This window comes from Nocardiopsis exhalans (assembly GCF_024134545.1).
In the GTDB taxonomy this organism is placed as follows: Bacteria; Actinomycetota; Actinomycetes; order Streptosporangiales; family Streptosporangiaceae; genus Nocardiopsis; species Nocardiopsis exhalans.
In genome coordinates this window covers 5,286,688-5,309,592 of record NZ_CP099837.1, presented here as the reverse complement: position 1 = coordinate 5,309,592, position 22,905 = coordinate 5,286,688, and the positions used below count along the sequence as shown (strand labels likewise).

General features: G+C 70.7%; 20 protein-coding genes and 1 pseudogene. 13 read left to right on the top strand and 8 right to left on the bottom strand.

What is annotated here, in order from left to right:
• The first annotated feature begins 63 nt into the window (after positions 1–63).
• Positions 64–735 (top strand): thiamine phosphate synthase, encoded by a 672-nt coding sequence (gene thiE / locus NE857_RS23460; protein ID WP_254417687.1) that lies wholly within the window; start codon positions 64–66, stop codon positions 733–735.
• Between the two features lie 127 nt (positions 736–862).
• Here the strand turns inward: thiE and NE857_RS23455 are convergent, their stop codons facing one another.
• The 6 genes and pseudogenes from NE857_RS23455 to NE857_RS23430 all read right to left on the bottom strand — a co-directional run bounded on the left by NE857_RS23455 (position 863) and on the right by NE857_RS23430 (position 7,122).
• Positions 863–2,032, bottom strand: a complete 1,170-nt coding sequence (locus NE857_RS23455) for a thiolase family protein (protein WP_254417686.1) — start codon at positions 2,030–2,032, stop codon at positions 863–865.
• 76 nt (positions 2,033–2,108) lie between these two features.
• Positions 2,109–2,306, bottom strand: a complete 198-nt coding sequence (locus NE857_RS23450) for a hypothetical protein (protein WP_254417685.1) — start codon at positions 2,304–2,306, stop codon at positions 2,109–2,111.
• Between the two features lie 87 nt (positions 2,307–2,393).
• Positions 2,394–3,397: pseudogene (locus tag NE857_RS23445) on the bottom strand (zinc-binding dehydrogenase).
• A 176-nt stretch (positions 3,398–3,573) separates the two neighbouring features.
• Entirely contained in the window at positions 3,574–4,467 is an 894-nt protein-coding gene (locus NE857_RS23440) for an SDR family oxidoreductase (protein ID WP_254417684.1), read from the bottom strand.
• 68 nt (positions 4,468–4,535) lie between these two features.
• On the bottom strand, positions 4,536–5,870 hold the full coding sequence (locus NE857_RS23435; RefSeq protein WP_254417683.1) for a DUF418 domain-containing protein: 1,335 nt from the start codon (positions 5,868–5,870) through the stop codon (positions 4,536–4,538).
• A 166-nt stretch (positions 5,871–6,036) separates the two neighbouring features.
• Complete coding sequence (locus NE857_RS23430) at positions 6,037–7,122, bottom strand: polyprenyl synthetase family protein (RefSeq protein ID WP_254417682.1); 1,086 nt, start codon at positions 7,120–7,122, stop codon at positions 6,037–6,039.
• 255 nt (positions 7,123–7,377) lie between these two features.
• Between NE857_RS23430 and metF the strand changes: the two genes are divergently transcribed.
• Complete coding sequence (gene metF, locus NE857_RS23425; protein ID WP_254422072.1) at positions 7,378–8,307, top strand: methylenetetrahydrofolate reductase [NAD(P)H]; 930 nt, start codon at positions 7,378–7,380, stop codon at positions 8,305–8,307.
• Here the strand turns inward: metF and NE857_RS23420 are convergent.
• Positions 8,225–8,833 (bottom strand): GNAT family N-acetyltransferase, encoded by a 609-nt coding sequence (locus NE857_RS23420; RefSeq protein ID WP_254417681.1) that lies wholly within the window; start codon positions 8,831–8,833, stop codon positions 8,225–8,227. The genes metF and NE857_RS23420 overlap by 83 nt on opposite strands.
• Before the next feature lie 298 nt (positions 8,834–9,131).
• Complete coding sequence (gene bldD, locus NE857_RS23415) at positions 9,132–9,626, bottom strand: transcriptional regulator BldD (protein WP_013154123.1); 495 nt, start codon at positions 9,624–9,626, stop codon at positions 9,132–9,134.
• 502 nt (positions 9,627–10,128) lie between these two features.
• On the opposite strand from bldD, the gene pyrR reads away from it, so the two are divergent.
• From pyrR to rpoZ, 11 genes are all read left to right on the top strand, one after another.
• Positions 10,129–10,920, top strand: a complete 792-nt coding sequence (gene pyrR, locus NE857_RS23410) for a bifunctional pyr operon transcriptional regulator/uracil phosphoribosyltransferase PyrR (protein WP_425572117.1) — start codon at positions 10,129–10,131, stop codon at positions 10,918–10,920.
• On the top strand, positions 10,920–11,828 hold the full coding sequence (locus NE857_RS23405; protein WP_017581729.1) for an aspartate carbamoyltransferase catalytic subunit: 909 nt from the start codon (positions 10,920–10,922) through the stop codon (positions 11,826–11,828). Before pyrR ends, NE857_RS23405 begins: the two co-directional genes overlap by 1 nt.
• A 75-nt stretch (positions 11,829–11,903) precedes the next feature.
• Positions 11,904–13,205 (top strand): dihydroorotase, encoded by a 1,302-nt coding sequence (locus tag NE857_RS23400; RefSeq protein WP_254417680.1) that lies wholly within the window; start codon positions 11,904–11,906, stop codon positions 13,203–13,205.
• Between the two features lie 56 nt (positions 13,206–13,261).
• Entirely contained in the window at positions 13,262–14,404 is a 1,143-nt protein-coding gene (gene carA / locus NE857_RS23395; protein ID WP_017581731.1) for a glutamine-hydrolyzing carbamoyl-phosphate synthase small subunit, read from the top strand.
• A 15-nt stretch (positions 14,405–14,419) separates the two neighbouring features.
• Entirely contained in the window at positions 14,420–17,728 is a 3,309-nt protein-coding gene (gene carB / locus NE857_RS23390; RefSeq protein WP_254417679.1) for a carbamoyl-phosphate synthase large subunit, read from the top strand.
• A gap of 87 nt (positions 17,729–17,815) precedes the next feature.
• Positions 17,816–18,715 carry a dihydroorotate dehydrogenase electron transfer subunit gene (locus NE857_RS23385; protein ID WP_017581733.1) on the top strand — a complete coding sequence of 300 codons (900 nt, stop codon included), beginning with the start codon at positions 17,816–17,818 and terminating at the stop codon, positions 18,713–18,715.
• A 76-nt stretch (positions 18,716–18,791) separates the two neighbouring features.
• Positions 18,792–19,733, top strand: coding sequence for a dihydroorotate dehydrogenase (locus NE857_RS23380; protein WP_017581734.1), 942 nt, complete (start codon positions 18,792–18,794; stop codon positions 19,731–19,733).
• Between the two features lie 332 nt (positions 19,734–20,065).
• Entirely contained in the window at positions 20,066–20,773 is a 708-nt protein-coding gene (gene pyrF / locus NE857_RS23375; RefSeq protein WP_254417678.1) for an orotidine-5'-phosphate decarboxylase, read from the top strand.
• A gap of 392 nt (positions 20,774–21,165) precedes the next feature.
• Entirely contained in the window at positions 21,166–21,489 is a 324-nt protein-coding gene (gene mihF / locus NE857_RS23370; protein ID WP_017581736.1) for an integration host factor, actinobacterial type, read from the top strand.
• A gap of 330 nt (positions 21,490–21,819) precedes the next feature.
• Positions 21,820–22,410, top strand: a complete 591-nt coding sequence (gene gmk, locus NE857_RS23365) for a guanylate kinase (RefSeq protein ID WP_254417677.1) — start codon at positions 21,820–21,822, stop codon at positions 22,408–22,410.
• Positions 22,411–22,546: 136 nt separating this feature from the next.
• A complete protein-coding gene (gene rpoZ / locus NE857_RS23360) occupies positions 22,547–22,813 on the top strand; it encodes a DNA-directed RNA polymerase subunit omega (protein ID WP_017581738.1) in 267 nt (88 codons plus the stop codon).
• Positions 22,814–22,905 lie beyond the last annotated feature (92 nt).

The window sequence follows — 22,905 nt, the reverse complement described above, 5'->3', positions numbered from 1 at the left end:
TCCAGCGACTTGCCGTGGAGTCCACCCTAGGCCGCTGGTGCTCCAGGGCCTAGGGTGGATGGTGTGAGGACCAGCCACGGAACCAGCCTGCGCAAGCGCCTGGACGCATCCCTTCTGTACCTGTGCACCGACGCCCGGACCGAGCGCGGTGATCTCGCGGAGTTCGCGGACGCCGCCCTGGCCGGGGGAGTGGACATCATCCAGCTCCGGGACAAGGGCCTGGAGGCCCGCCAGGAGCTGGCCGCGCTCGAGACCATGCGGGAGGCGTGCGAGCGCCACGGGGCCATGCTCGCGGTCAACGACCGCGCCGACATCGCCCGCGCGGTGCGCGCCGACGTCCTGCACCTGGGCCAGCGCGACCTGCCGGTGCCGATGGCCCGCGACATCGTCGGCGCCGATCCGGTCATCGGCCGGTCCAACAACGACCCCGAGGCGGCCGCGCGTTCCGCGGAGGAGCCCGGGAGCGACTACTTCTGCGTGGGCCCGACCTGGGCGACCCCGACCAAGCCGGGGCGTCCGGCGGCCGGGCTCGAACTGGTGGAGCGCGCCGCTGCGCTGGACACCGACCGGCCGTGGTTCGCCATCGGCGGTATCGACCTCACCAACATCGACCAGGTGCTGAGCGCCGGGGCCACCCGGGTGGTCGTGGTCCGCGCGATCACCGAGGCTGAGGACCCCCGGGCGGCGGCCAACGCGCTCAAGGCCCGGCTGACCGCCCGCGTCGACAACACCTGACCGACACTGCCACGGCCCCGGAACCCGAGAAGGGGTTCCGGGGCCGTGGCAGTGTGTGCCGTGGCCCCTGCGGGAGGCCGCCCTCGGGGCGACGGCACGTTCTGGGCGGCCCGGGCATCGTGCCCGGTCAGAGGCGTTCGAGGACCATGGCGTTGGCCAGTCCGCCCGCCTCGCACATCACCTGGAGCCCGAAGCGGCCGCCGTGCTCGTGCAGGCCGTGGGTGAGGGTGGTGGCCAGGCGGGCACCGCTGGCGCCGAGCGGGTGGCCGATCGCGATGGCGCCGCCGTTGACGTTGACCCGGCCCAGATCGGCGCCCAGCTCGTCGGCCCAGGCCAGCACCACGGGGGAGAAGGCCTCGTTGACCTCGAACAGGTCGATGTCGGCCAGGGTCAGCCCCGCGCGGGCGAGCAGTTTCTCGGTGGCCGGGATGATGGCGGTGAGCATGTACAGCGGGTCGTCGGCGGCCACCGCGAAGGAGTGGAAGCGGGCCAGCGGGGTCAGCCCCAGCTCCTCGGCGCGGCTGCGGCTCATCACGAGCACGGCCGCGCTTCCGTCGCTGAGAGGGCTGGCGTTGGCCGCGGTCACCCTCCAGTCGATCTGCGGGAAGCGGCGCCCGGTGGCCTCGTCGTAGTAGGCGGGGCGCAGTCGGGCCAGGGTGCCCAGATCCCCGCCCTCGCGGATCCCCTCGTCCCGGGTGAGCCCGGCCAGCGGGGTGAGCTGGGTGTCGAAGGAGCCTCGTTTGGTGGCCTCGGCGGCCCTGGCGTGGCTGGTCAGGGCGAACTCGTCCAGCCGGGTGCGGGGCAGGTCCCACCTGGCGGCGATGAGTTCGGCGGAGATCCCCTGGCCGACCCACCCCTCGGGGTAGCGGGCGCGGAAGCCCTCGCCGAGGGGGTCGTCAGAGCCGGTCAGGTTGGCCCCCATCGGCACCCGGCCCATGGACTCCACCCCGGCGGCCACGACCACGTCGTAGGCGCCCGACATCACGCCCTGCGCGGCGAAGTGCAGTGACTGCTGGCTGCTGCCGCACTGGCGGTCCACGCTGACGCCCGGCACGGATTCGGGGTACCCGGCGGCGAGCAGGGCGCGGCGGGTGATGTTGAGGGCCTGCTCGCCGACCTGGGTGACGACCCCGCCGATGACGTCGTCGATCACAGCCGGGTCGATCCCGGTGCGGTCCACGAGCGCGCGCAGGCTGTGCGCGAGCAGGTCCACGGAGTTGACGTCGTGCAGGGCCCCGTTCGGTTTGCCCCGCCCGACGGGTGTGCGGACCGCGTCGACGATGACGGCTTCGATCATGACTGTCCCTTCCCGGATGGCTCGTGCCTGCTGACTATACATATCCATAGTCAGCTTGACCAGAGCGGGATTCGGGTCAGCGCCGTCCGGCCCGGTGGAACAGCCACTGGGGCAGCGCCAGGGCGGCCAGGGTGAGCCCGCCCGGCCAGAGCGCCAGCGCGGTGGCCTGGTCGCCGACGGGTGCCCCGGAGGTGAGTTCGCGCGGGGTCTCGACGCCCAGGGTGACCGGTTGCCGCTCGGCGAACCCGCGCAGGAAGGACGGCAGCCCCTCCACCGGGACGAAGGCCGAGGACGGGTAGGGCGCGAACAGCGCGACGAAGGCGAACTCCTCCTGGACGGGGTCGCGGCCCGGCCCGCCCGGTCAGGGAACGAGTAGGACCTTGCCCAGCACCCGGCGTCCCTCCAGGGCGGCGTGCGCCTCGGCGGCACGCTCCAGCGGCAGGGTCAGCCCCACGTGCGGCCGGACGTGTCCGGCCCGGGCCTCCTCCAGGATCAGCCGGACCAGGTCCCTGTGCCCCGCCCCGTCCGGCGGGTCCAGGTCGAACAGGCCCAGGGCGGTGATCCCGCGGCGTTCGGCCTCCGCCTCGTCGACCTCGGCGAACTCACCGCTGGCGGTCCCGTAGCTGACGAACCGGCCGCCGTCGGCGGTGGCGGCGAAGGCTGCGGTGCCCAGGGCCCCACCCGCGCCGTCGACCACCACGTCCGCGCCGTTCCCGGTGATCTCGGCGACCCGCTGCACCCATCCGGGTTCGGAGTAGTCCACCGTCTCCTCGGCTCCCAACTCGCGGGCCAGGGCCAGTTTCTCCGGGCCCCTGGCCGCACCGATCACCCGGGCCCCGGCGAGCCGGGCCAACTGGACCACCAGGCTGCCCGCGCCCCCGGTGGCGGCCAGCACCAGGACCCAGGAGTCAGGGGTGAACCGGGCGGCCCGTTCCAGGGTCAGGGCGGTCGCCCCATCGATCATCAACGCGAGGGCGTCGGCGGCGTTCATGCCCTCGGGCACCTTGACCAGGGCGTCCTCGTGAACCACTGCCCGCTCGGCGTAGCCGCCGACCGGCAGCCTGGCCCGGTCGTCCGCCGTGTCCGGTTCCCCCGTCTCCCCGACGACCTGCGCGCCCAGCCACGCCGGGTCAGTCCCCGGTCCCCCTCCACGACCCTGCCCGACACGCCCCCGCCGGGCACGTACGGCGGGGTGACCGGGAAGTGGTCCTCGGCCAGCCCGGATCGGATGAGGGTGTCCAGGTAGATGATGTTGACGCCGCTCACCTCCACCAGTACCTGGCCGGGGCCCGGCACCGGGTCGGGCACCTCCCGGACGACCAGTACCCCCGGGCCGCCGAACTCGTCCACTCGCACCGCGCGCATGTCCACCACACTCCTCTTCGGGGGCGTTCCCCCGGGGCCCAGGATGGTTCCTCAACCAATTTTGAGGTCAAGGGGTGCCGGGGGAGGGAACGGACGCGGCCAGCAAGCGCGAGGCCGGAGAAGACGGAACCGCCGCACACGGGGCACGGCGGTGGCGAGAAGAAGCAGGGGCGCGGTCAGACCGCGACGTGGGAGAGCGCGCTCGGATGGCGGCGCAGGAAGCCCTCTATCGACTGTGCGGGATGCCCGGTCAGGTCGGGGACGGTGGTGGCGACCACGTCCATCTCCCCGGCCGCGATCGCCGAGTACGAGGAGGCCCAACCCTCGATCTCCCACTCGGCCGCCCCGGTCTTTCGGCGCGACTCCAGCGCCTCCTCCCAGGTCTCGGGCACGTACTGGATGCTCCGGCCGGTCAGTCTGCCCAGCTTCGCCACGGTGGCGCCCACCGACAGGGCCTCGGGCCCCGTCACGTCGTAGGTCGTCTCCTCGGAGGCGGCCACCACCACGGGGTCGGTCAGCACGGCCGTGGCCACGTCCGCCACGTCGTCCCGCGAGACCCACGCGACCCTGCCGTCCCCGGCCGGTCCGCGCACCACGCCCTCGTCGTCCACCCAGTGCGGCAGCAGGTCCAGGTAGAGGCTGGGTCTCAGGAACGTGTACGAGACACCCGTCGACCGGATGTGCGCCTCCGTGAAGAAGTGCGTGCGGGCGAAGGTGAACGTGGACGCCGGACCCGCACCGAGGAACGACAGGTACACGATCCTGGACACCCCGGCACGGACCGCCCCGTCCACCGCGCTCAGGTGGGTCTGGACCCGGTCCTCCGACTCGGTCGCCGAGACCAGGAAGAGCGTGTCCACGCCGCGGCAGGCCCGCTCGAAGGCGTCGGTGTCCTCGTAGACCGCCATCGCCGCGCTGCTCTCCGGGTACTCCGGCGCCCGGTTGATGTCGCGCACGATGAGGCGCTGCGCCAACCCGAGCCTGGCGATCCGCGCGGCCACACGCCCGCCCAGCGCACCAGTGGCCCCGGTCACCCCTATGGTGTGGTTTGTCATGTGTTCGTCGCCCATGAAAACCCATCCTGGGGTATGACCGGCCGTCGAGCGCTCATCGGCGCGCCCCTTTTTGCGGCTGCCGGTCAGGGGGTGGTGCGCTCTTGGTGCGCACCCTCCGGAACACCCTGCCCCGCCGCTCCGCTTGTTCCGGGTGACCCCGCTGACTCGGGCGCTCCTGCCGCTCCGACCGCGCCGGACGGCTTCCGGTAGGCCAGCTTGCGCAGCAGGACCTCCGCCGGTCCGCGCCGCCCCGAGCGTTCCAGGGCGTAGGCGGCCGCCACCGTGACCAGCCACACGGCGATCGCGTACAGGAACATCGTCCACGAGGACATGTGCTCGGCCAGCCCCAGTCCCCAGGCGGCCAGGATCGGCGCGCACAGCACCGACTGGGCCAGGTAGGCGCTGAGCGAGCGCTTGCCGGTGGCGCTCAGGGCTGTCACCACCGGGCCCCGGGTCCGCCCGCGCTCCTGGAGCCGGTGCGCGACCAGGGCGATCAGCGCCACGTAGCCCACGCCGCAGAACACGCCGGTCAGCATGTGCGGCATGGTCAGCATCTGCCCCTGTGTGGCGGTCAGGTCCCAGGCCCCGGTCTGGGCCAGGGCCATGGGCAGTCCGCCCAGCCAGCCCACCGAGATACCGACCACGGCCGTCCAGCGCAGCGCCTTCAGGTGCCGTCCGGGCTCCTCCAGGAAGCCGCGGCGCGCCGCCCAGAAACCAAGCAGGATCGCCGTGGGGACGGCCAGGCCCAGCAGCCCCTGGCCGACGACGACCAGCGGCCAGGTCATCACCCGCAGCAGCGCGGCGGACAGGAAGGACGGGTCGCCGATGTTGGCCGCCGCCTGGCTCAGGTCGAAGCCCGCCGGAGCCTCGGTGCCGGTGTCGCTGACGAACGGCAGGGCCAGGAGGCTGACCGCGGCCAGCAGCGCCATCAGGCCGGTCAGCACACCGCCCCACACGAGCAGGGTCACGTCCTTACGGCGGAAGAACAGCCAACCCAGCACCAGCCCGGCCAGGCCGTAGGCGCCGAGGATGTCGCCCATCCACAGCAGCAGGGCGTGGAAGAAACCGAAGACCAGCAGCCACAGGTTACGGCGGCGCAGCAGGGCGTTGACGCTCCGGACGTCGGAGCCCGCCGCCTGCTGGCGCCGGGCCAGCTGCACCATGCCGTAGCCGAACAGGAAGGCGAACATCGGGTAGCTGCGCATGTCCACGGCCATGACCGTGAAGAACTGCGCGGCGCTGTCGAGGGCGCCCTCGGGCTCCGGGTGCATGGTGGTTCCGGTGCTCGGTGCCGCCCACAGGTACCAGACCGTGTTGGCCAGGGCGATGAACAGCAACATGAAGCCGCGGGCGAGATCGGGTGCGAGCGCCCGCTCGGCCGAGCCGGTCGGCCCGAGCACGGCGGTGGTTCTGGACATGGCAGGGCTCCGATTTCAAGATCTATCGTGACTTCCGATTCAAGCCGGAACCGGACAGACCGCGCAACCGGAAAAGGCATGGGAAAACCCCCGAAGTCCTCAGGGGCGACCCCTAGGGGCTTCGGGGGTTCGGGTGTCGGGTGCTAGCGGCCCGAATGTCGAGGGATCAGTGGGAGCGTCGGGTCGCGGCCACGACCAGGTCGCCGAGCGGGCCGCGGGCGGACTCGTCCAGCTCCGGGCTGTCCAGGGCGGCCACCGCCCGCTCCGCGTACTCGGAGACCATCGACTCACAGGCGGCCAGCGCGCCGGAGGACTCGATCAGTCCGCACATCCACTCCACCGACTCCACCGAGAGGTCCGGCGTGCCCAGCAGGCTCAGGAAGCGTTCGGCGTCGGCCGCGTCGGAGCGGGACAGCGTCTCGGCCACGATCAGGGTGCGCTTGCCCTCGCGCAGGTCGTCACCGGCGGGCTTGCCGGTGGTGGAGGGGTCGCCGAACACGCCGAGCACGTCGTCGCGCAGCTGGAAGGCGATCCCCAGCGGGATGCCGTAGTCGGTGTAGACCCCGGCCAGCTCCTCGCCGCGCCCGGCCAGGGCGGCACCCAGGTGCAGCGGCCGTTCCACCGTGTACTTCGCCGCCTTGTAGCGCATCACCCGCAGCGCGGCCTCGCGGGTGGCGGTGCCCCGGACCTGTTCCAGGGTGTCCAGGTACTGGCCGGCCATCACCTCGGTGCGCATCGCGTCGAAGGGGGGCCGTCCGCCCTGGAGGGTCTGCGGCGAGAAACCGCTCGCCTGGTACATCTCGTCGGACCAGGCCAGGCACAGGTCGCCGATGAGGATCGCGGCGCCCTGGCCGAACTCCTCGCTGTCCCCGCCCCAGCCCTGGTCGGCGTGGAGCTTGGCCATGCGCTTGTGCGTGGCGGGGGCCCCGCGCCGGGTGTCGCTGTTGTCGATCACGTCGTCGTGGACCAGCGCGCAGGCCTGGAGGAACTCCAGGGAGGCGGCGGCCCGGACCATGCGCTCGTCGCCGGCGGCACCGCCCGCCCCGCGCCACCCCCAGTACGCGAAGGTGGGGCGCAGGCGCTTGCCTCCGGAGACCATCGCCTCCAGGGAGTCCATCGCCGGGGCCAGTTCCTCCCCGACCTCCAGCAGCAGCCCGCGGTGTGAGGCGCAGAAGGAGGAGAGTTCGCGGTCCACGTCGGAGCGGATGACGGACACGGCTGAGAGAGCTGGGGAAGATGAGGAAGCGGCCATACCCTGCACATTATCGGCTGCCTGAGCAGGTGTGCCCCGGGTTCGGGGAAACGGTCCGTGACCCTGGGTGCGCGGATCCCGAGACCACCTCTGTCCGGTGCGTGGAATGATTATTCCTGATGTCTGATTTTTCGTCTCGCATTCTGAGAAATGAGAGGAGGTCTTGTCTTTGGTCTCACAAAGTGGGACGCAGTGTCCGGGGGTTAGGGGGGCTCGCTTAAAGTTGGAGGCATGCTCGCTGCACCGACCCGCCCCGTGGCGCCCCGAACCCCGGCCTCCAGGCCGCGTCATATCCGTGACCTCCTCGACTCGGGCGAGCCGATGTTCTCCTTCGAGTTCTTCCCGCCCCGCAACGCCAGGTCCCAGGAGCGGCTGTGGCGTGCGATCCGCGAGATCGAGGCCCTCGGCCCGTCCTTCGTCTCCGTGACCTACGGTGCCGGCGGCGGTACCCGCGACCTCACGGTGGAGACCACCGAGCGCATCGCCACCGACACCACCCTGATACCGGTCGCGCACATGACCCTGGTGGACCACTCCGTCGCCGAGCTGCGCCACCTCATCGGCCGTCTGGCCGACGCGGGCGTGTCCAACATGCTGGCCGTGCGCGGGGACCCGCCCGGCGACCCCGACGGGGAGTGGGTCAGGCACCCCGAGGGGCTCACCTACGCCGAGGACCTGGTCCGGTTGCTCAAGGAGAGCGGGGACTTCTCGGTGGGCGTGGCCGCCTTCCCCTACAAGCACCCGCGCTCGGCCGACGTGGAGACCGACACCGACCACTTCGTGCGCAAGTGCGAGGCGGGCGCCGACTACGCCATCACCCAGATGTTCTTCGACCCCGAGGACTACCTGCGCCTGCGCGACCGCGTGGCCGCGCGCGGCTGCGAGGTACCGATCATCCCCGAGGTCTTCCCGGTGGTGAAGATGGCCTCGATCCCGCGGTCGGAGAAGCTCTCCGGAGCGCCGTTCCCGCGCGATCTGGCCGCGCGCTTCGAGCGCCTCGCCGAGGACGAGAAGGCGGTGCGCGCCTTCGGGATCGAGCACGCCCAGCGCATGTGCGAGCGGCTGTTGTCCGAGGGGGCCCCGGGCATCCACTTCATCACGTTCAACCAGTCCACGGCCACCAGGGAGATCTACCGCGAGGTGGCGGGGCACCGGGTCCGACGAGCGGCAGCCGAGCGGCCATGATCGAGAAGGGTTGGTCCGGGGTGCCGGGGAACGAGAAGGACTCCAGCACCTCGACGAACCCGCACGAGCGGTAGAGGTGGCGCGCCGCTGAGGGGCCCGAGCGCGTGGACAGCACCGCGGTGCGCTCCGGCCGTCCCGAGCACAGGGCGTGCAGGAGGGAACGGCCGACACCGCGGTTCTGCGCGTCCGGGTGTACGTGGACCTCGGCGATCTCCAACGGGTCGGCCAGGTAGCGGCGGACGTGCCGCGCGCGTCCGTGCGCGTGCAGCCCCTCGATGACGACGTCGTGCCACCACTGGCCCTCGCGGCCGTGGAAGGCGTAGGCGAAGCCGACGGGGCGTCCGTCGTCGACCGCCACCACGGACCTGAATCCGGGGTAGTCGGCGTGGCTGCCCATCACGGCGGCCCGCCCGGGCAGTTGCTCGGGCGGCGGGCGCATGGCCGCCTCGTAGACCTCCAGGAGGGCGGGGACGGCGTGCGTGAACGCCGGAGGGGCGAGTTCACGGAGCTCAGTGCTGGCTGCCACGCCCCCAGGGTAGATCGTGCGGGGCCGCCGCCGCTGGTCTTCGCGGGCGCCGGTGTCCGCGCGTTTCCTTGACGTCCCCCGACCGGGGAGTGTTAACTGGTGCGAGTCGAACACGAGTTCGACTCTTCTCGCCGGTCCGTACGGCGGGGAGCGGTGCGGCCGGGCCGGGGAGGGGAAGCCCTTGCCCGGCCGTACTCTTTTCGGGCACGCGGACTTCTGGCACACAAAGGCCGGGCGTCCCCTGAGAGGGCGCCCGGCTTCGTTGTTCTGTTCCAGGGAACTCCTGGAAGGGGGCTCGCTAGAAGGCGTCGACGGCGCGACGGGCCTCCGGGTCGAGGACACCCCAGTTGATGAGCTCCTCGGTCAGGTCGCCGGGCGACTTGTCGTAGATGACCGCGAGTGAGCGCAGGTCCTCCTGGCGGATGGACAGCACTCGCCCGTTGTAGTCACCCCGCTGACTCTGGATGGTGGCGACGTAGCGGGAGAGAGGACCGGCCTTCTCCTGCGGAAGCTGCTGCATGCGCTCCAGGTCGATGACCAGCTTGGGTGTCGGACCCAGGGGTGTGGGCGCGGCGCCGCCGGGCAGCAGCTCCGACATCGGCACCCCGTAGAAGTCGGCCAGCTCGGCCAGCTTCTGCACGGTGACCGCGCGGTCGCCGCGCTCGTAGGAGCCCACCACGACGGCCTTCCAGCGTCCGTGGGACTTCTCCTCCACCCCGTGCAGGGAAAGGCCCTGCTGGGTGCGGATGGCACGCAGTCGCGCACCGAGGGACTTGGCGTATTCGGATGGCATCTTTTTGTCGCTCCCGGCCGTGACGGTGGCTGGCGTGAGTGGGGGAGACGTCCGCTCGTACTCGGCGGGCCGCCTGAGCGGTCCAGCGGATGGTCACGGGGTGCAACCCCACCCTGTAGTGGTTACAGACAGTGACGGTAGAGGGGTGCTGGTGTCCAGGTCAAGCCGTTGGTGTGAAACGCGACTAATCAGTGGCCAAACCGTGCGTAGGTGAGACGCCTCTCATTTCGGGAGTAGTGGGGGCGAGTGGGACACGCTCCGAGGTCGGAAAGCCCGCTCCTACAGGGAATTTCGTGTTTCCCCCGAATGGGGTGCGAATCCGGAGTGTCATGAAACGGATGCCCTTTGTTGGGCAATCGATGGCATGGGATGTGACTAGCATCACATTCATGATCCCGCGGCGTGGAACGCGCCCGAGGCCCCCGCCGTCCGCGCTGGTAGCGTGGGCCCGATCGACATCCTTTAACGACCTGTTCTGTGAGGCAGGGAAGGAGTCAGTACTTTGCGTGCGCGAAAACCAACCAAAGGTGATACGGGTTCTGGCGTCCCCGCACCGGCTTCCGAGGTACCGGAGACCCCCGACGTACCCGAAGGCACCAGAGCCGTCCTCGACGGCAACGAGATCAACCGGGCACTGACCCGCATCGCCCACGAGGTGCTCGAACGCACCAAGGGCGGCGAACACGTCACCCTCCTGGGCATCCCCTCGCGCGGCGTCCCCCTGGCCGAGCGCCTGGCCCGCCGCATCGAACAGGTCGAGGACCTCAGCGTCCCCTTCGGCTCGCTCGACATCACGATGTACCGCGACGACCTGCACCTGGCCCCGGCCCGGGCCCTCGGCAAGACCGAGATCCCCGCCGGCGGCCTCGACGACCGCACCGTGGTCCTGGTCGACGACGTCCTCTTCTCCGGCCGCACCGTCCGCGCCGCCCTCGACGCCCTCGGCGACCTCGGCCGCCCCCGAGCAGTCCAGCTCGCCGTCCTCGTCGACCGCGGCCACCGCGAACTCCCCATCCGAGCCGACTACGTGGGCAAGAACCTGCCCACCTCCCTGCGCGAGGGCGTCACCGTCCTGCTGTCCGAGACCGACGGCCAGGACGCCGTCCTTCTCGGCCCGGCGAAAGCCCGCCCGTCGCCCGCCCTCCCGTCACCCGCCACCGCCCTCAAAGGACACGCTTCGCGTGCGGTGCCGCCCTCTTACCGGGACCCGGGGTCCAGTTCTGCTTCAAGCCCCGGTACCGGTACCACGGCCGACAGCGCCGACAACGCCGGCAGCAAGGAAGGGGACGCCTGATGCGCCACCTGCTCTCCACCGGTGACCTCAGCCGCGACGAGGCCACGCTCATCCTGGACACCGCCGCCGAGTTGGCCCAGGTCGGGGACCGCTCCGTCAAGAAGCTCCCCACCCTGCGCGGACGCACCGTGGTCAACCTCTTCTACGAGGACTCCACCCGCACCCGCACCTCCTTCGAGTTGGCCGCCAAGCGCCTGTCCGCCGACGTCATCAACTTCTCGGCCAAGGGCTCCAGCGTCTCCAAGGGGGAGAGCCTCAAGGACACCGCGCTCACCCTCCAGGCCATGGGCGCCGACGCCGTCGTCATTCGGCACAGCGCCTCCGGGGCCGCCCACCGCCTGGCCAACTGGGTGGACGGGTCCGTCCTCAACGCCGGGGACGGCACCCACGAACACCCCACCCAGGCCCTGCTGGACGCCTACACTATGCGCGACCGCCTCGGCCGCCTGGAAGGGCTGCGGGTGGCCGTGGTCGGCGACATCCTGCACAGCCGGGTCGCCCGCTCCAACGTGCTGCTGCTCACCACCCTGGGCGCGCACGTCACCCTGGTCGCGCCGCCCACCCTGCTGCCGGTCTCGGTGAACACCTGGCCCTGCGAGGTCTCCTACGACCTCGACGAGGTCCTGCCCAAATCCGACGTCGTCATGATGCTGCGGGTGCAGGCCGAGCGGATGCGCGACTCCTTCTTCCCCTCCGTGCGCGAGTACAGCCGCAACTACGGGCTCGACGGCGAGCGCCTGGGCCGGATGCCCGCCGAGGCCATCGTCATGCACCCCGGCCCGATGGTCCGCGGCATGGAGATCTCCGCCGAGGTCGCCGACTCCCCGCGCTGCACCGTCACCGAGCAGGTCGCCAACGGCGTCAGCCTGCGCATGGCCGTGCTCTACCTGCTGCTCGGCGGTTCCTAAGAGGGCCAGCGCCCCTGCGCGCCCCAACGAGCCCGCAGCACCGAACTCCACGAACTCGAGAAAGCCGACACACCCATGCCCGAATCCACCGGACCGCATCTGATCCGCGGCGCCCGACCGCTCGGCGGCGACCCCGTCGACCTGCTCTTCGCCGATGGCAGGATCGCCGCGATCGGCCCCGACCTGGAGGCCCCCGAGGGCGCGCAGGTCGTGGACGCCACCGGCCTGATCGCCCTGCCCGGACTCGTGGACCTGCACACCCACCTGCGCGAGCCCGGCCGCGAGGACGCCGAGACGGTCGCCTCGGGCTCCCGCTCCGCCGCCATGGGCGGCTACACCTCCGTGCACGCCATGGCCAACACCGAGCCCGTCGCCGACACCGCCGGCGTGGTCGAGCAGGTCTGGCGGCTGGGCCGCGAGGCCGGCTACTGCGACGTGCGCCCCGTCGGCGCCGTCACCGTCGGCCTGGCCGGGCAGCAGCTCGCCGAGATCGGCGCCATGGCCGACTCCGCAGCCCGGGTCCGGGTCTTCTCCGACGACGGCATCTGCGTCTGGGACGCCCTGCTCATGCGCCGCGCCCTGGAGTACGTCAAGGCCTTCGACGGCGTCATCGCCCAGCACGCCCAGGAGCCCCGCCTGACCGAGGGCGCCCAGATGAACGAGGGTTGCGTCTCCGACCGCCTCGGCCTGCCCGGCTGGCCCGCGGTCGCCGAGGAAGCGATCATCGCCCGCGACTGCCTGCTCGCCCAGCACGTCGGCTCGCGCCTGCACGTGTGCCACGTCTCCACCAAGGGGTCGGTGGACATCATCCGCTGGGCCAAGGAGCGCGGCTGCGACGTCACCGCCGAGGTCACCCCGCACCACCTGCTCCTCACCGACGAACTGGTGGAGAGCTACGACCCGATCTACAAGGTCAACCCGCCCCTGCGCACCGCCGAGGACGTCCAGGCGCTGCGTGAGGGCCTGGCCGACGGCACGATCGACATCGTCGCCACCGACCACGCCCCCCACCCCAAGGAGGCCAAGGAGACCGAGTGGTCCACGGCCGCCATGGGAATGGTCGGACTGGAGACCGCGTTGGCGGTCGTGCAGCAGACCATGGTCGACACCGGTCTGCTTACCTGGGCACAGGTCGCCGACCGCATGTCCACCGCCCCCGCCCGCATCGGCCGGGTCGGCGGACACGGCCGTGAGCTGGCCGTCGGTGAGCCCGCCAACGTCGTCCTGTACGACCCCGAGGCGCCGGTCGGCGTCGACGGCGAGGCCATGGCCACCAAGAGCAGCAACACCCCGTTCCGGGGCCTGACCCTGCCGGGCCAGGTGCGCGCCACCTTCCTGCGTGGCGCGCCCACCGTCCTGGAGGGGAAGATCAATTGAGAACAGACAACGCAGTGAACGCCCAGGCCGGTCCTGGCGCGACAGAGGGGGAAAACGTGTCCGAGGAGATCGGCGGCCCGGCGATCCTGGTGCTTGAGGACGGACGTGTGTTCCACGGCCGCTCCTTCGGCGCCACCGGTGAGACCTTCGGCGAGGCCGTCTTCAACACCGGGATGACCGGCTACCAGGAGACCCTCACCGACCCCTCGTACCACCGGCAGATCGTCGCGATGACCGCCCCGCACATCGGCAACACCGGGGTCAACGACGACGACCCCGAGTCCGGCCGGATCTGGGTCGCGGGCTACGTCGTCCGCGAGCCCGCCCGCATCCCCTCCAACTGGCGCGCCCAGCGCACCCTCGACGAGGAGCTGCGCCGCCAGAACGTGGTCGGCATCGCCCTGAACGGCACCCGCGCCCTCACCCGCCACCTGCGCGACCGGGGCGCCATGCGCTCGGCGATCAGCAGCGTCGAGACCGACCCCAAGGCGCTGCTCGCCCGCATCCTGGAGCAGCCCCGCATGGCCGGTTCCGACCTGGCCGCCGAGGTCAGCACCGACACCGCCTACGAGATCCTGCCGCCCGAGGGCGTCCAGGCGCGCTTCCACGTCGCCGCCGTCGACCTCGGCATCAAGGCCATGACGCCCCAGCGCCTGGCCGAGCGCGGCTGCAAGGTCACCGTGCTTCCCTCCTCCGCCACCGCAGAGGACATCCTCGCCCTGGACCCGGACGGCGTTTTCTTCAGCAACGGCCCCGGCGACCCCGCCACCGCAGACCACTCGGTCAACGCCATGCGCGGCGTCCTGGACTCGGGCAAGCCGCTCTTCGGCATCTGCTTCGGCAACCAGATCCTGGGCCGCTCCCTGGGCCTGGGCACCTACAAGCTGCCCTTCGGCCACCGCGGCGTCAACCAGCCGGTCATCGACACCCGCACCAAGAAGGTGGCGATCACCAGCCAGAACCACGGTTTCGCCGTGGACGCCCCGCTCGACACCCCCTTCGACACCCCCTACGGCCGGGCCGAGGTCAGCCACATCGGCCTCAACGACCAGGTCGTCGAGGGCCTGCGGCTGCTGGACCGCCCCGTGTTCAGCGTCCAGTTCCACCCGGAGGCCGCCGCGGGTCCCCACGACGCCGCCGGGCTCTTCGACGAGTTCGTCGACCTGATGTCCGCCCAGCCCGCACCGGCTGCCAAGTAGTAAGAGGAACAGAGCATGCCGCGCCGTAGTGACCTTTCATCCGTCCTCGTCATCGGCTCCGGCCCGATCGTGATCGGGCAGGCGGCCGAGTTCGACTACTCGGGCACCCAGGCCTGCCGTGTCCTGCGGGCCGAGGGCCTGCGGGTCATCCTGGTCAACTCCAACCCGGCCACGATCATGACCGACCCGGAGATCGCCGACGCCACCTACGTCGAGCCGATCACCCCGGAGATGATCGAGAAGATCATCGCCAAGGAGCGCCCCGACGCGCTCCTGCCCACCCTGGGCGGACAGACCGCGCTCAACGCCGCCGTCGACCTGGACGAGGCCGGGATCCTGGCCAAGTACGACGTCGAGCTCATCGGCGCCAACATCGCGGCGATCCAGTCCGGTGAGGACCGCGAGGTCTTCAAGGGCATCGTCGAGCGCATCGGCGGCGAGTCCGCCCGCTCGCGCATCTGCCACACCCTCCAGGAGTGCCTGGACGCGGCCGAGGAGCTCAGCTACCCGGTCGTGGTGCGCCCCTCCTTCACCATGGGCGGCGCCGGGTCGGGCTTCGCTCACAACGAGGCCGAGCTGCGCCGGATGGCCAGCCAGGGCCTCGCGCTCTCCCCGACCACCGAGGTACTCCTGGAGGAGTCCATCCTCGGCTGGAAGGAGTACGAGCTGGAGCTGATGCGCGACACCAACGACAACGTGGTGATCGTGTGCTCCATCGAGAACCTCGACCCCATGGGGGTGCACACCGGTGACTCCATCACCGTGGCCCCGGCCATGACCCTCACCGACCGCGAGTACCAGAAGCTGCGCGATATCGGCATCGCGGTCATCCGCGAGGTCGGCGTGGACACCGGCGGCTGCAACATCCAGTTCGCCGTCCACCCCACCACCGGCCGGATCATCGTCATCGAGATGAACCCCCGCGTGTCCCGTTCCTCGGCGCTGGCCTCCAAGGCCACCGGCTTCCCGATCGCCAAGATCGCCGCCAAGCTCGCCGTCGGCTACACGCTGGACGAGATCCCCAACGACATCACCAAGGAGACCCCGGCCAGCTTCGAGCCCTCGCTCGACTACGTCGTGGTCAAGGTGCCCCGCTTCGCCTTCGAGAAGTTCCCCGGAGCCGACCCCACCCTCACCACCACCATGAAGTCGGTGGGCGAGGCCATGGCCATCGGCCGGTCCTTCCCCGAGGCGTTGCAGAAGGCCATGCGCTCACTGGAGAAGGCGGGCGTCGGCCTCACCTGGGCCGGACGTCCCGGCGACAAGGACGAGCTCCTGCGCCAGGCCGCCCAGCCCACCGAGCACCGCCTGCGCCAGGTCCAGCAGGCCTTCCGCGCCGGTGCCACGGTCGAGGAACTGCACGAGTCCACCAAGATCGACCCCTGGTTCCTGGACCAGATGCTGCGTCTGGAGGAGATGGCCCGCGTCCTGGCCACCGCTCCCAAGCTCGACGCCGGCCTGCTCCGCGACGCCAAGGGCCTGGGCTTCTCCGACGTCCAGATCGGAGAGATCACCGGTAAGACCGAGGACGTCGTCCGCGAGCTCCGGCACGCCCTGGGCATTCACCCCGTCTACCTGACCGTGGACACCTGCGCCGCCGAGTTCAAAGCCGAGACGCCGTACCTGTATTCCAGCTACGACGAGGAGACCGAGGTCCCCACCGGGGACAAGCCCAAGATCATCATCCTGGGCTCGGGGCCCAACCGCATCGGCCAGGGCGTGGAGTTCGACTACTCCTGCGTCCACGCCTCCTTCGCGCTCTCCGACGCCGGGTTCGAGACCGTCATGGTCAACTGCAACCCCGAGACCGTCTCCACCGACTACGACACCAGTGACCGGCTCTACTTCGAGCCGCTCACCCTGGAGGACGTCCTGGAGGTCGTGCGCGCCGAGCAGGCCGCCGGACCGGTCGTCGGCGTCATCGTCCAGCTGGGCGGCCAGACCCCGCTCGGTCTGGCCCGCCGCCTCAAGGACGCCGGGGTGCCCATCATCGGCACCAGCCCCGAGGCCATCGACCTGGCCGAGGACCGCGGCGAGTTCGGCAAGGTCCTGGCCGCCGCCGGGCTGCCCGCGCCCAAGTACGGCATGGCCTACTCCTTCGCCGAGGCCAAGGTCGCCGCGGACGAGATCGGCTACCCGGTCATGGTCCGCCCCTCCTACGTGCTGGGCGGCCGCGGCATGGAGATCGTCTACAGCGAGAAGATGCTCGCCGACTACATCGAGCGCAACGCCGAGGTCAGCCCCGAGCACCCGGTCCTGATCGACCGGTTCCTCGACGACGCCATCGAGATCGACGTCGACGCCCTCTACGACGGCAAGGACCTGTACCTGGGCGGCGTCATGGAGCACATCGAGGAGGCCGGCATCCACTCCGGCGACTCGGCGTGCACCCTGCCCTCGATCACCCTGGGCAGCGAGGACATCGAGCGCATCCGCTACTCCACCGAGGCCATCGCGCGCGGTACCGGGGTACGGGGCCTGCTCAACGTCCAGTACGCACTCGCCTCCGGCGTCCTCAACGTCCTCGAGGCCAACCCGCGCGCCTCCCGCACGGTCCCGTTCGTCTCCAAGGCCACCGCGGTGCCGCTGGCCAAGGCCGCTGCCCGCGTCATGGCCGGGACCAGCATCGCCGAGCTGCGCGCCGAGGGCATGCTGCCCCCCAAGGGCGACGGCGGCAACCTGCCCGCCGACGCCCCGGTGTCGGTGAAGGAGGCCGTGCTGCCCTTCAACCGGTTCATCAACAAGGAGGGCGAGGGCGTCGACACCATCCTCGGCCCCGAGATGCGCTCCACCGGTGAGGTCATGGGCCTGGACACCGACTTCGGTTCCGCCTACGCCAAGTCCCAGCTGGCGGTCAACGGCAACGTGCCCACCCAGGGCAAGGTGTTCGTCTCGGTCGCCAACCGCGACAAGCGTTCGATGATCTTCCCGGTCAAGCGCCTGGCCGACCTCGGCTTCGAGATCCTGGCCACCGAGGGCACCGCCGTGGTCCTGCGCCGCAACGGAGTCCGCGCCACCGTGGTGCGCAAGCACAGCACGGGCACCGGCCCGGGCGGCGAGCCCACCATCGTGCAGCTCATCCACGACGGTGAGGTCGACCTGATCGTCAACACCCCGTTCGGCAGCGCGGGCCAGTCCGGTCCGCGTCTGGACGGGTACGAGATCCGCACCGCGGCCATCGCGCGCGGGGTGCCCAGCGTCACCACCGTGCAGGGTCTTGCCGCCGCCGTCCAGGCGATCGAGGCGCGCGTGCGCGGCGACATCGGGGTGCGCTCCCTCCAGGAGCACGCCCAGGCGATCACGGAGAGCCGCCGGAGCTCCTAGGCTGTAACCAGTCCGCGTGTCGCGGGGAGCCGATCCCCCGCGACACGCGGACCGTACACCTGAGTTCCAGAGAGGCCACCACCACACATGAGCGACAACGGACCGGTGCAGACCAGGTGCCCCGTGCTGAACGTGCGCAGGGTGGACGCCTACTACGCCATCACCGTCGTCGCACCGGGCATCGCCGAACGCTTCCGTTCCGGCCAGTTCGTGTCGGTGGCGGTCGGCGGAGACCACTCCAGCACGCTGCTGCGCCGCCCCTTCGCCATCCACGACGTCAAACCGGATTACGGCGGCACCGTCGAGTTCCTGTTCGCGGTGCGCGGCAGCGGGACCGCCTGGCTGGCCGAGCGAAGATCACGCGACCTGCTCGACGTGGTCGGCCCCCTCGGTCGCCCCTTCCCCCTGCCCCGGGACCCGGTCAACTGCGTGCTCGTGGGCGGGGGCTCGGGCAGCGCGCCCCTGTTCCCGCTCGCCCAGTCGCTGCGCCGGCGGGGCTGCCGGGTGGACTTCGTGCTGGGCGCCGCCTCCGCCGACCGCGTGTTCAGCGCCATCACGGCCCGCCGCATCGCCGAGACCGCCGCCTTCACCACCGACGACGGCTCCTTCGGCACGCGCGGACGGGTCACCGACGTCCTGGGCAAGGTGATCGAGGAGGCCCGCTCCGACGCCGTCTACGCCTGCGGTCCCATGCCGATGCTGCGCGCCGTCACCCAGGTGGCGGGCGGTCACGGCATCCCCGTTCAGGTCGCCGTCGAGGAGACCATGGCGTGCGGGATCGGGATCTGCATGACCTGCGTGATCCCGGTGGTGGGAGAGGACGGCATCACCCGGATGGTGCGCTCCTGCGTGGACGGCCCGGTCTTCCGGGGCGAGCAGGTGCGCTTCGACGACGTTGGCACCATTCCCTTCGACGCCCTGGGCGCACCCGGCTGGAAGGGGACCGGGGCCTCCCTCGCCGCGGAGTCGGCCCGCGACATCGCCTGACACCCACCGCCCGACACCGACAGAGCCCCGACAACCACGGCAGTGCCTCTGGCAGGCCACGAGCGAGCGAAGGCACGTGAACGCAGACCTCAGGACCAGGCTGGGCTCCCTGCGACTCCCGAACCCGGTGGTCACCGCCGCCGGGTGCGCGGGGTCCGGGCGCGAACTGGCGCAGTTCTTCGACATCGGGGAGATCGGCGCCGTCACCACCAAGTCGTTGATGCTGGAGCCGCGCGCGGGACGGCCCGCACCGCGCATGGCCGAGACCCCCAGCGGGATGCTCAGCACCACGGGCATGCAGGGGCCGGGGGTTGACGTGTTCCTCCAACGCGACCTGCCCTGGCTGCTCTCCCGCGGCGGCCGGGCGATCGTGTCCATCGCGGGCTCCAGCGTGGGCGAGTTCGGTGAACTCGCCCGACGGGTCTCGGAGGCGGAGGGGGTCGGCGCCATCGAGGTCAACCTCTCTTGCCCGAACCCGGCCGACCCCGCGGGGCGCCACTTCGCCGACGACGCGGCCCAGGCCGCGACGGTGGTGCAGACGGTGCGCTCGCACGCGCGCTCGGACGTGCCGGTCCTGGCCAAGCTCGCCGCGGACGTGCCCGACGTGGTGGAGCTGGCCGGTGCCTGTGTCGGCGCCCGCGCCGACGGGCTGACCATGATCAACACCCTGCGGGGGATGAGCGTGGACACCCGCACCCTGCGCCCGGCGGTGGCCGGGGGGATGGGCGGGCTGTCCGGCCCGGCGATCCGCCCCCTCGCCGTGGGGTGTGTTTTCCGGGTGCACGAGGCCTTCCCCGAGGTGCCGATCATCGGGGTGGGCGGGGTGCGCACCGGGACCGACGTCCTGGAGTTCATGGCGGCGGGGGCGAGCGCGGTGGCCGTGGGGACGGTGAACTTCTCCGACCCCTCGGCCTGTACGCGGGTGCTCCGGGAATTCACCGAGGCACTGGACGCACGGGGTGTGTCCCGGGTCTCGGACATCGTGGGGGCCGCCCACCGGGCCGGAGCTGGCGTGTGACGGACTGTGTACAGGTCCGCACCGCCCCGACCTGCCTGAACGGCGTTGAGATGGCTCTGTGTGGCCGTTCGGCTGCGACCGGCTCCATCGTGTGGGTTCGTGGGGAACGCGCGCCTACGGCCGTCTGAGTGGCCGTTACGGGGAAGTGACGTGGAATGCGTGCATGAAGCGTCCGATCCGGGGAATCGCACACCTTGATGGTGTGCACATGACAGTGAACGTGCATCGGAAAGTACTTACGTAAGAACAGACGCAAGTACGGACGTAAGGCACGAACGGATGTTTTCTGGCACCGGCGCCGAACGCCGGTGGCACACGATTGGAGATACCGAATGACCGCGCCCTCCGCGCCCATCGCCGTCGCGATCGACGCCAACGAGATCGAGACGGCGGCCACTTGGGCCTCCGCGGTCGCACCTCACGTGAGCACGGTGAAGGTGGGCCTGGAGCTGTACCTGCGGTACGGCCCCGAGGTGGTCAGCGCTGTGCGCGGCGCCAACCGGGTCGGGGTCTTCCTGGATCTGAAGCTCCACGACATCCCCGCCACCGTCGCCGGTGCGGCGCGCAGCGTCGCGGGCCTGCGGCCCTCGATCCTGACGGTGCACGCCACCGGGGGCGCGGACATGGTCCGGGCGGCGGTCGAGGCCGCGCCGGACACCAAGATCGCGGCGGTGACGGTGCTCACCTCCATGAACGAGACGGACCTGGAGCAGGTGGGGCTGCTCGGTCCGGCACGGGACGCCGTGCGGCGCCTGGCGGCACTCTCGGTGGGCGCGGGTGCGCGCGCACTGGTGTGCTCGCCGCAGGAGGTCGCACTGGTGCGCTCCGAGGTGGGCCCCGACATCACCCTGATCACCCCGGGCGTGCGCCCGGTCGGTGCGGACAAGGGTGACCAGTCCCGGGTGGCCACCCCGGAGGAGGCGATCGAGGCAGGGGCGGACCTTCTCGTCATCGGTCGACCGATCACCCGTGCCGCGGACCCCGGCGCGGCGGCGGCCTCCATCGCGGCCGCCGTACGCCGCGCCGGGGTCCGCGTCTGAACCTCTTCGGTCGGCGCTGTGGGGCCTTGCGCTGGGCGGACTCGGCGGTGAGGAGGACGGGGTGGGAGCGAACGGTGCACTTGCCCCATCACTCACGGTTGTGGATCACAGACGGTCACTAATTTGGTGTGACCAAAACTAGGAAAACATAGCGAAGAGTGACCCGCGTCACCGCTGGGTGACCTGCGCTGGTGGAACGCTTTCCCAGGTCATCAATCGGGACCAAAGTCCTGATTTTCGTCTCCGACCGCAATTGGTTGGTGACTCTGGGTAGTTCCTTCAATGAAATAGCCCTTGAAAGGGCACTTTACGTTGCCTAACAGGGGTCAGACCTACTAACTTGCGCAGGCGTCCGCCCTCTACAAACGAGTAGAAATCCGAGGTGACCCGGCGTGGCCCTTCCTCCCCTCACACCCGAGCAGCGCAGCGCGGCTCTCGAGAAGGCCGCCAAGGCCAGAAAAGAGCGTGCGGAGGTCAAGAACAAGCTCAAGAACGGCGGCATCTCGCTGTCCGAGGTCCTCTCCAACGGCCTCAAGGACGACGTCATCGGCAAGATGAAGGTTTCGGCTCTGCTGGAATCCCTCCCCGGTGTCGGCAAGGTGCGAGCCAAGCAGATCATGGAGCGGCTCAACATCGCTGAGTCGCGTCGTGTCCGGGGGCTCGGTACCAACCAGCGTGCCGCCCTGGAGAGCGAGTTCGGCGACCTCGCCAAGTAACACCGGTCCGGTGCACACACCGGCCAACACCGCGTCCGCAGCGTCCCCCACAGTCGCGCGGAGCCGTCGCAACTGGTGACGGCGGGCGGTGAGCAGCAAACCGACGCCGCGGTCGGCGGACGGATGGGCCCCAGGTCACACTCCGTCCGCCGTGCCGCGGCTCGGTGGTATAAAGGGAGCTTCCCGCGACCGTACGCTGCGCCCCCGGGCGTCAGCACGAGCCGCCCGCGGCGCGTGCGTGCCGGACCGCGAGCCCGGTCCCAGGCAGCTCGCACACGAGGCCCACGGCCCACCGCGTGGCGGAGAGCCGAATGGAAGCCTGATACTCACATGCCTGCGCAGACCGCAGACCAGTCCCGACCGGCCGAGAAGCGGCTGACCGTCCTGTCCGGCCCCTCCGGCGTGGGAAAGAGCACGGTCGTGGCGCACCTGCGCCAGGTCAACCCCGACGTGTGGCTCTCGGTTTCGGTGACCACCCGCAAACCCCGCCCCGGCGAGCACGACGGGGTCCAGTACCACTTCGTCACCGACGAGGAGTTCGACCGCCTCGTCGCCGAGAACCAGCTTCTGGAGTGGGCTCAGTTCGCTGGCAACCGCTACGGCACCCCGCGCGGACCCGTCGAGGAGCGCTTGGGCGAGGGCGTCCCCGTCCTGCTCGAGATCGAACTCCAGGGCGCGCGCCAGGTGCGTGAGTCCATGGACGACGCCCTGCACGTCTTCCTCGCCCCGCCCTCCTGGGAGGAGCTGGTGCGCAGACTGACCGGCCGCGGCACCGAGACCGACGAGGTGATCCAGCGCAGGCTTGATGTCGCCAAGGTCGAACTGGCCGCGGAGAAGGAATTCGACACAACCCTCGTGAACACGTCCGTACAGGAAGTGTGCGACGAGCTGCTAGCGTTGATGACCGCACCCAAGGTGTGATATTCGGCCGCGCCAGGCACCGAAGCACTGGCGGCGGCCTCCGCCTCGGGTCGCCGAGAACCTGGCTTTTCCGAGAACACATACATCCAACGTCACGGCTTTCGACGAGCCGGAGACCGTCCCTGGGGGTAGCAAAGTGGCTGGTACCGAGCCCGTCGCCGAAGGCATCACCAATCCGCCGATCGACGACCTGCTGGAGTGCGTCGACAGCAAGTACAGCCTGGTCACCATGGCCTCCAAGCGGGCCCGCCAGATCAACGCCTACTACGCCCAGCTGGGCGAGGGCCTGCTGGAGTACGTCGGCCCGCTGGTGGAGACCCAGGTTCAGGAGAAGTCCCTGTCCATCGCCCTGCGCGAGGTCAGGGCCGGCCTGCTCAGCGCCGAGCCGTACGAGGGCAACTAAGACATCCGCTGCACGCCCAGTGCACCTGGCCGGGGTTCCTCCCGGTGTCACCGACCGCGCCCGTCGCACCCCCGCCCGGGGCGTGCGGCGGG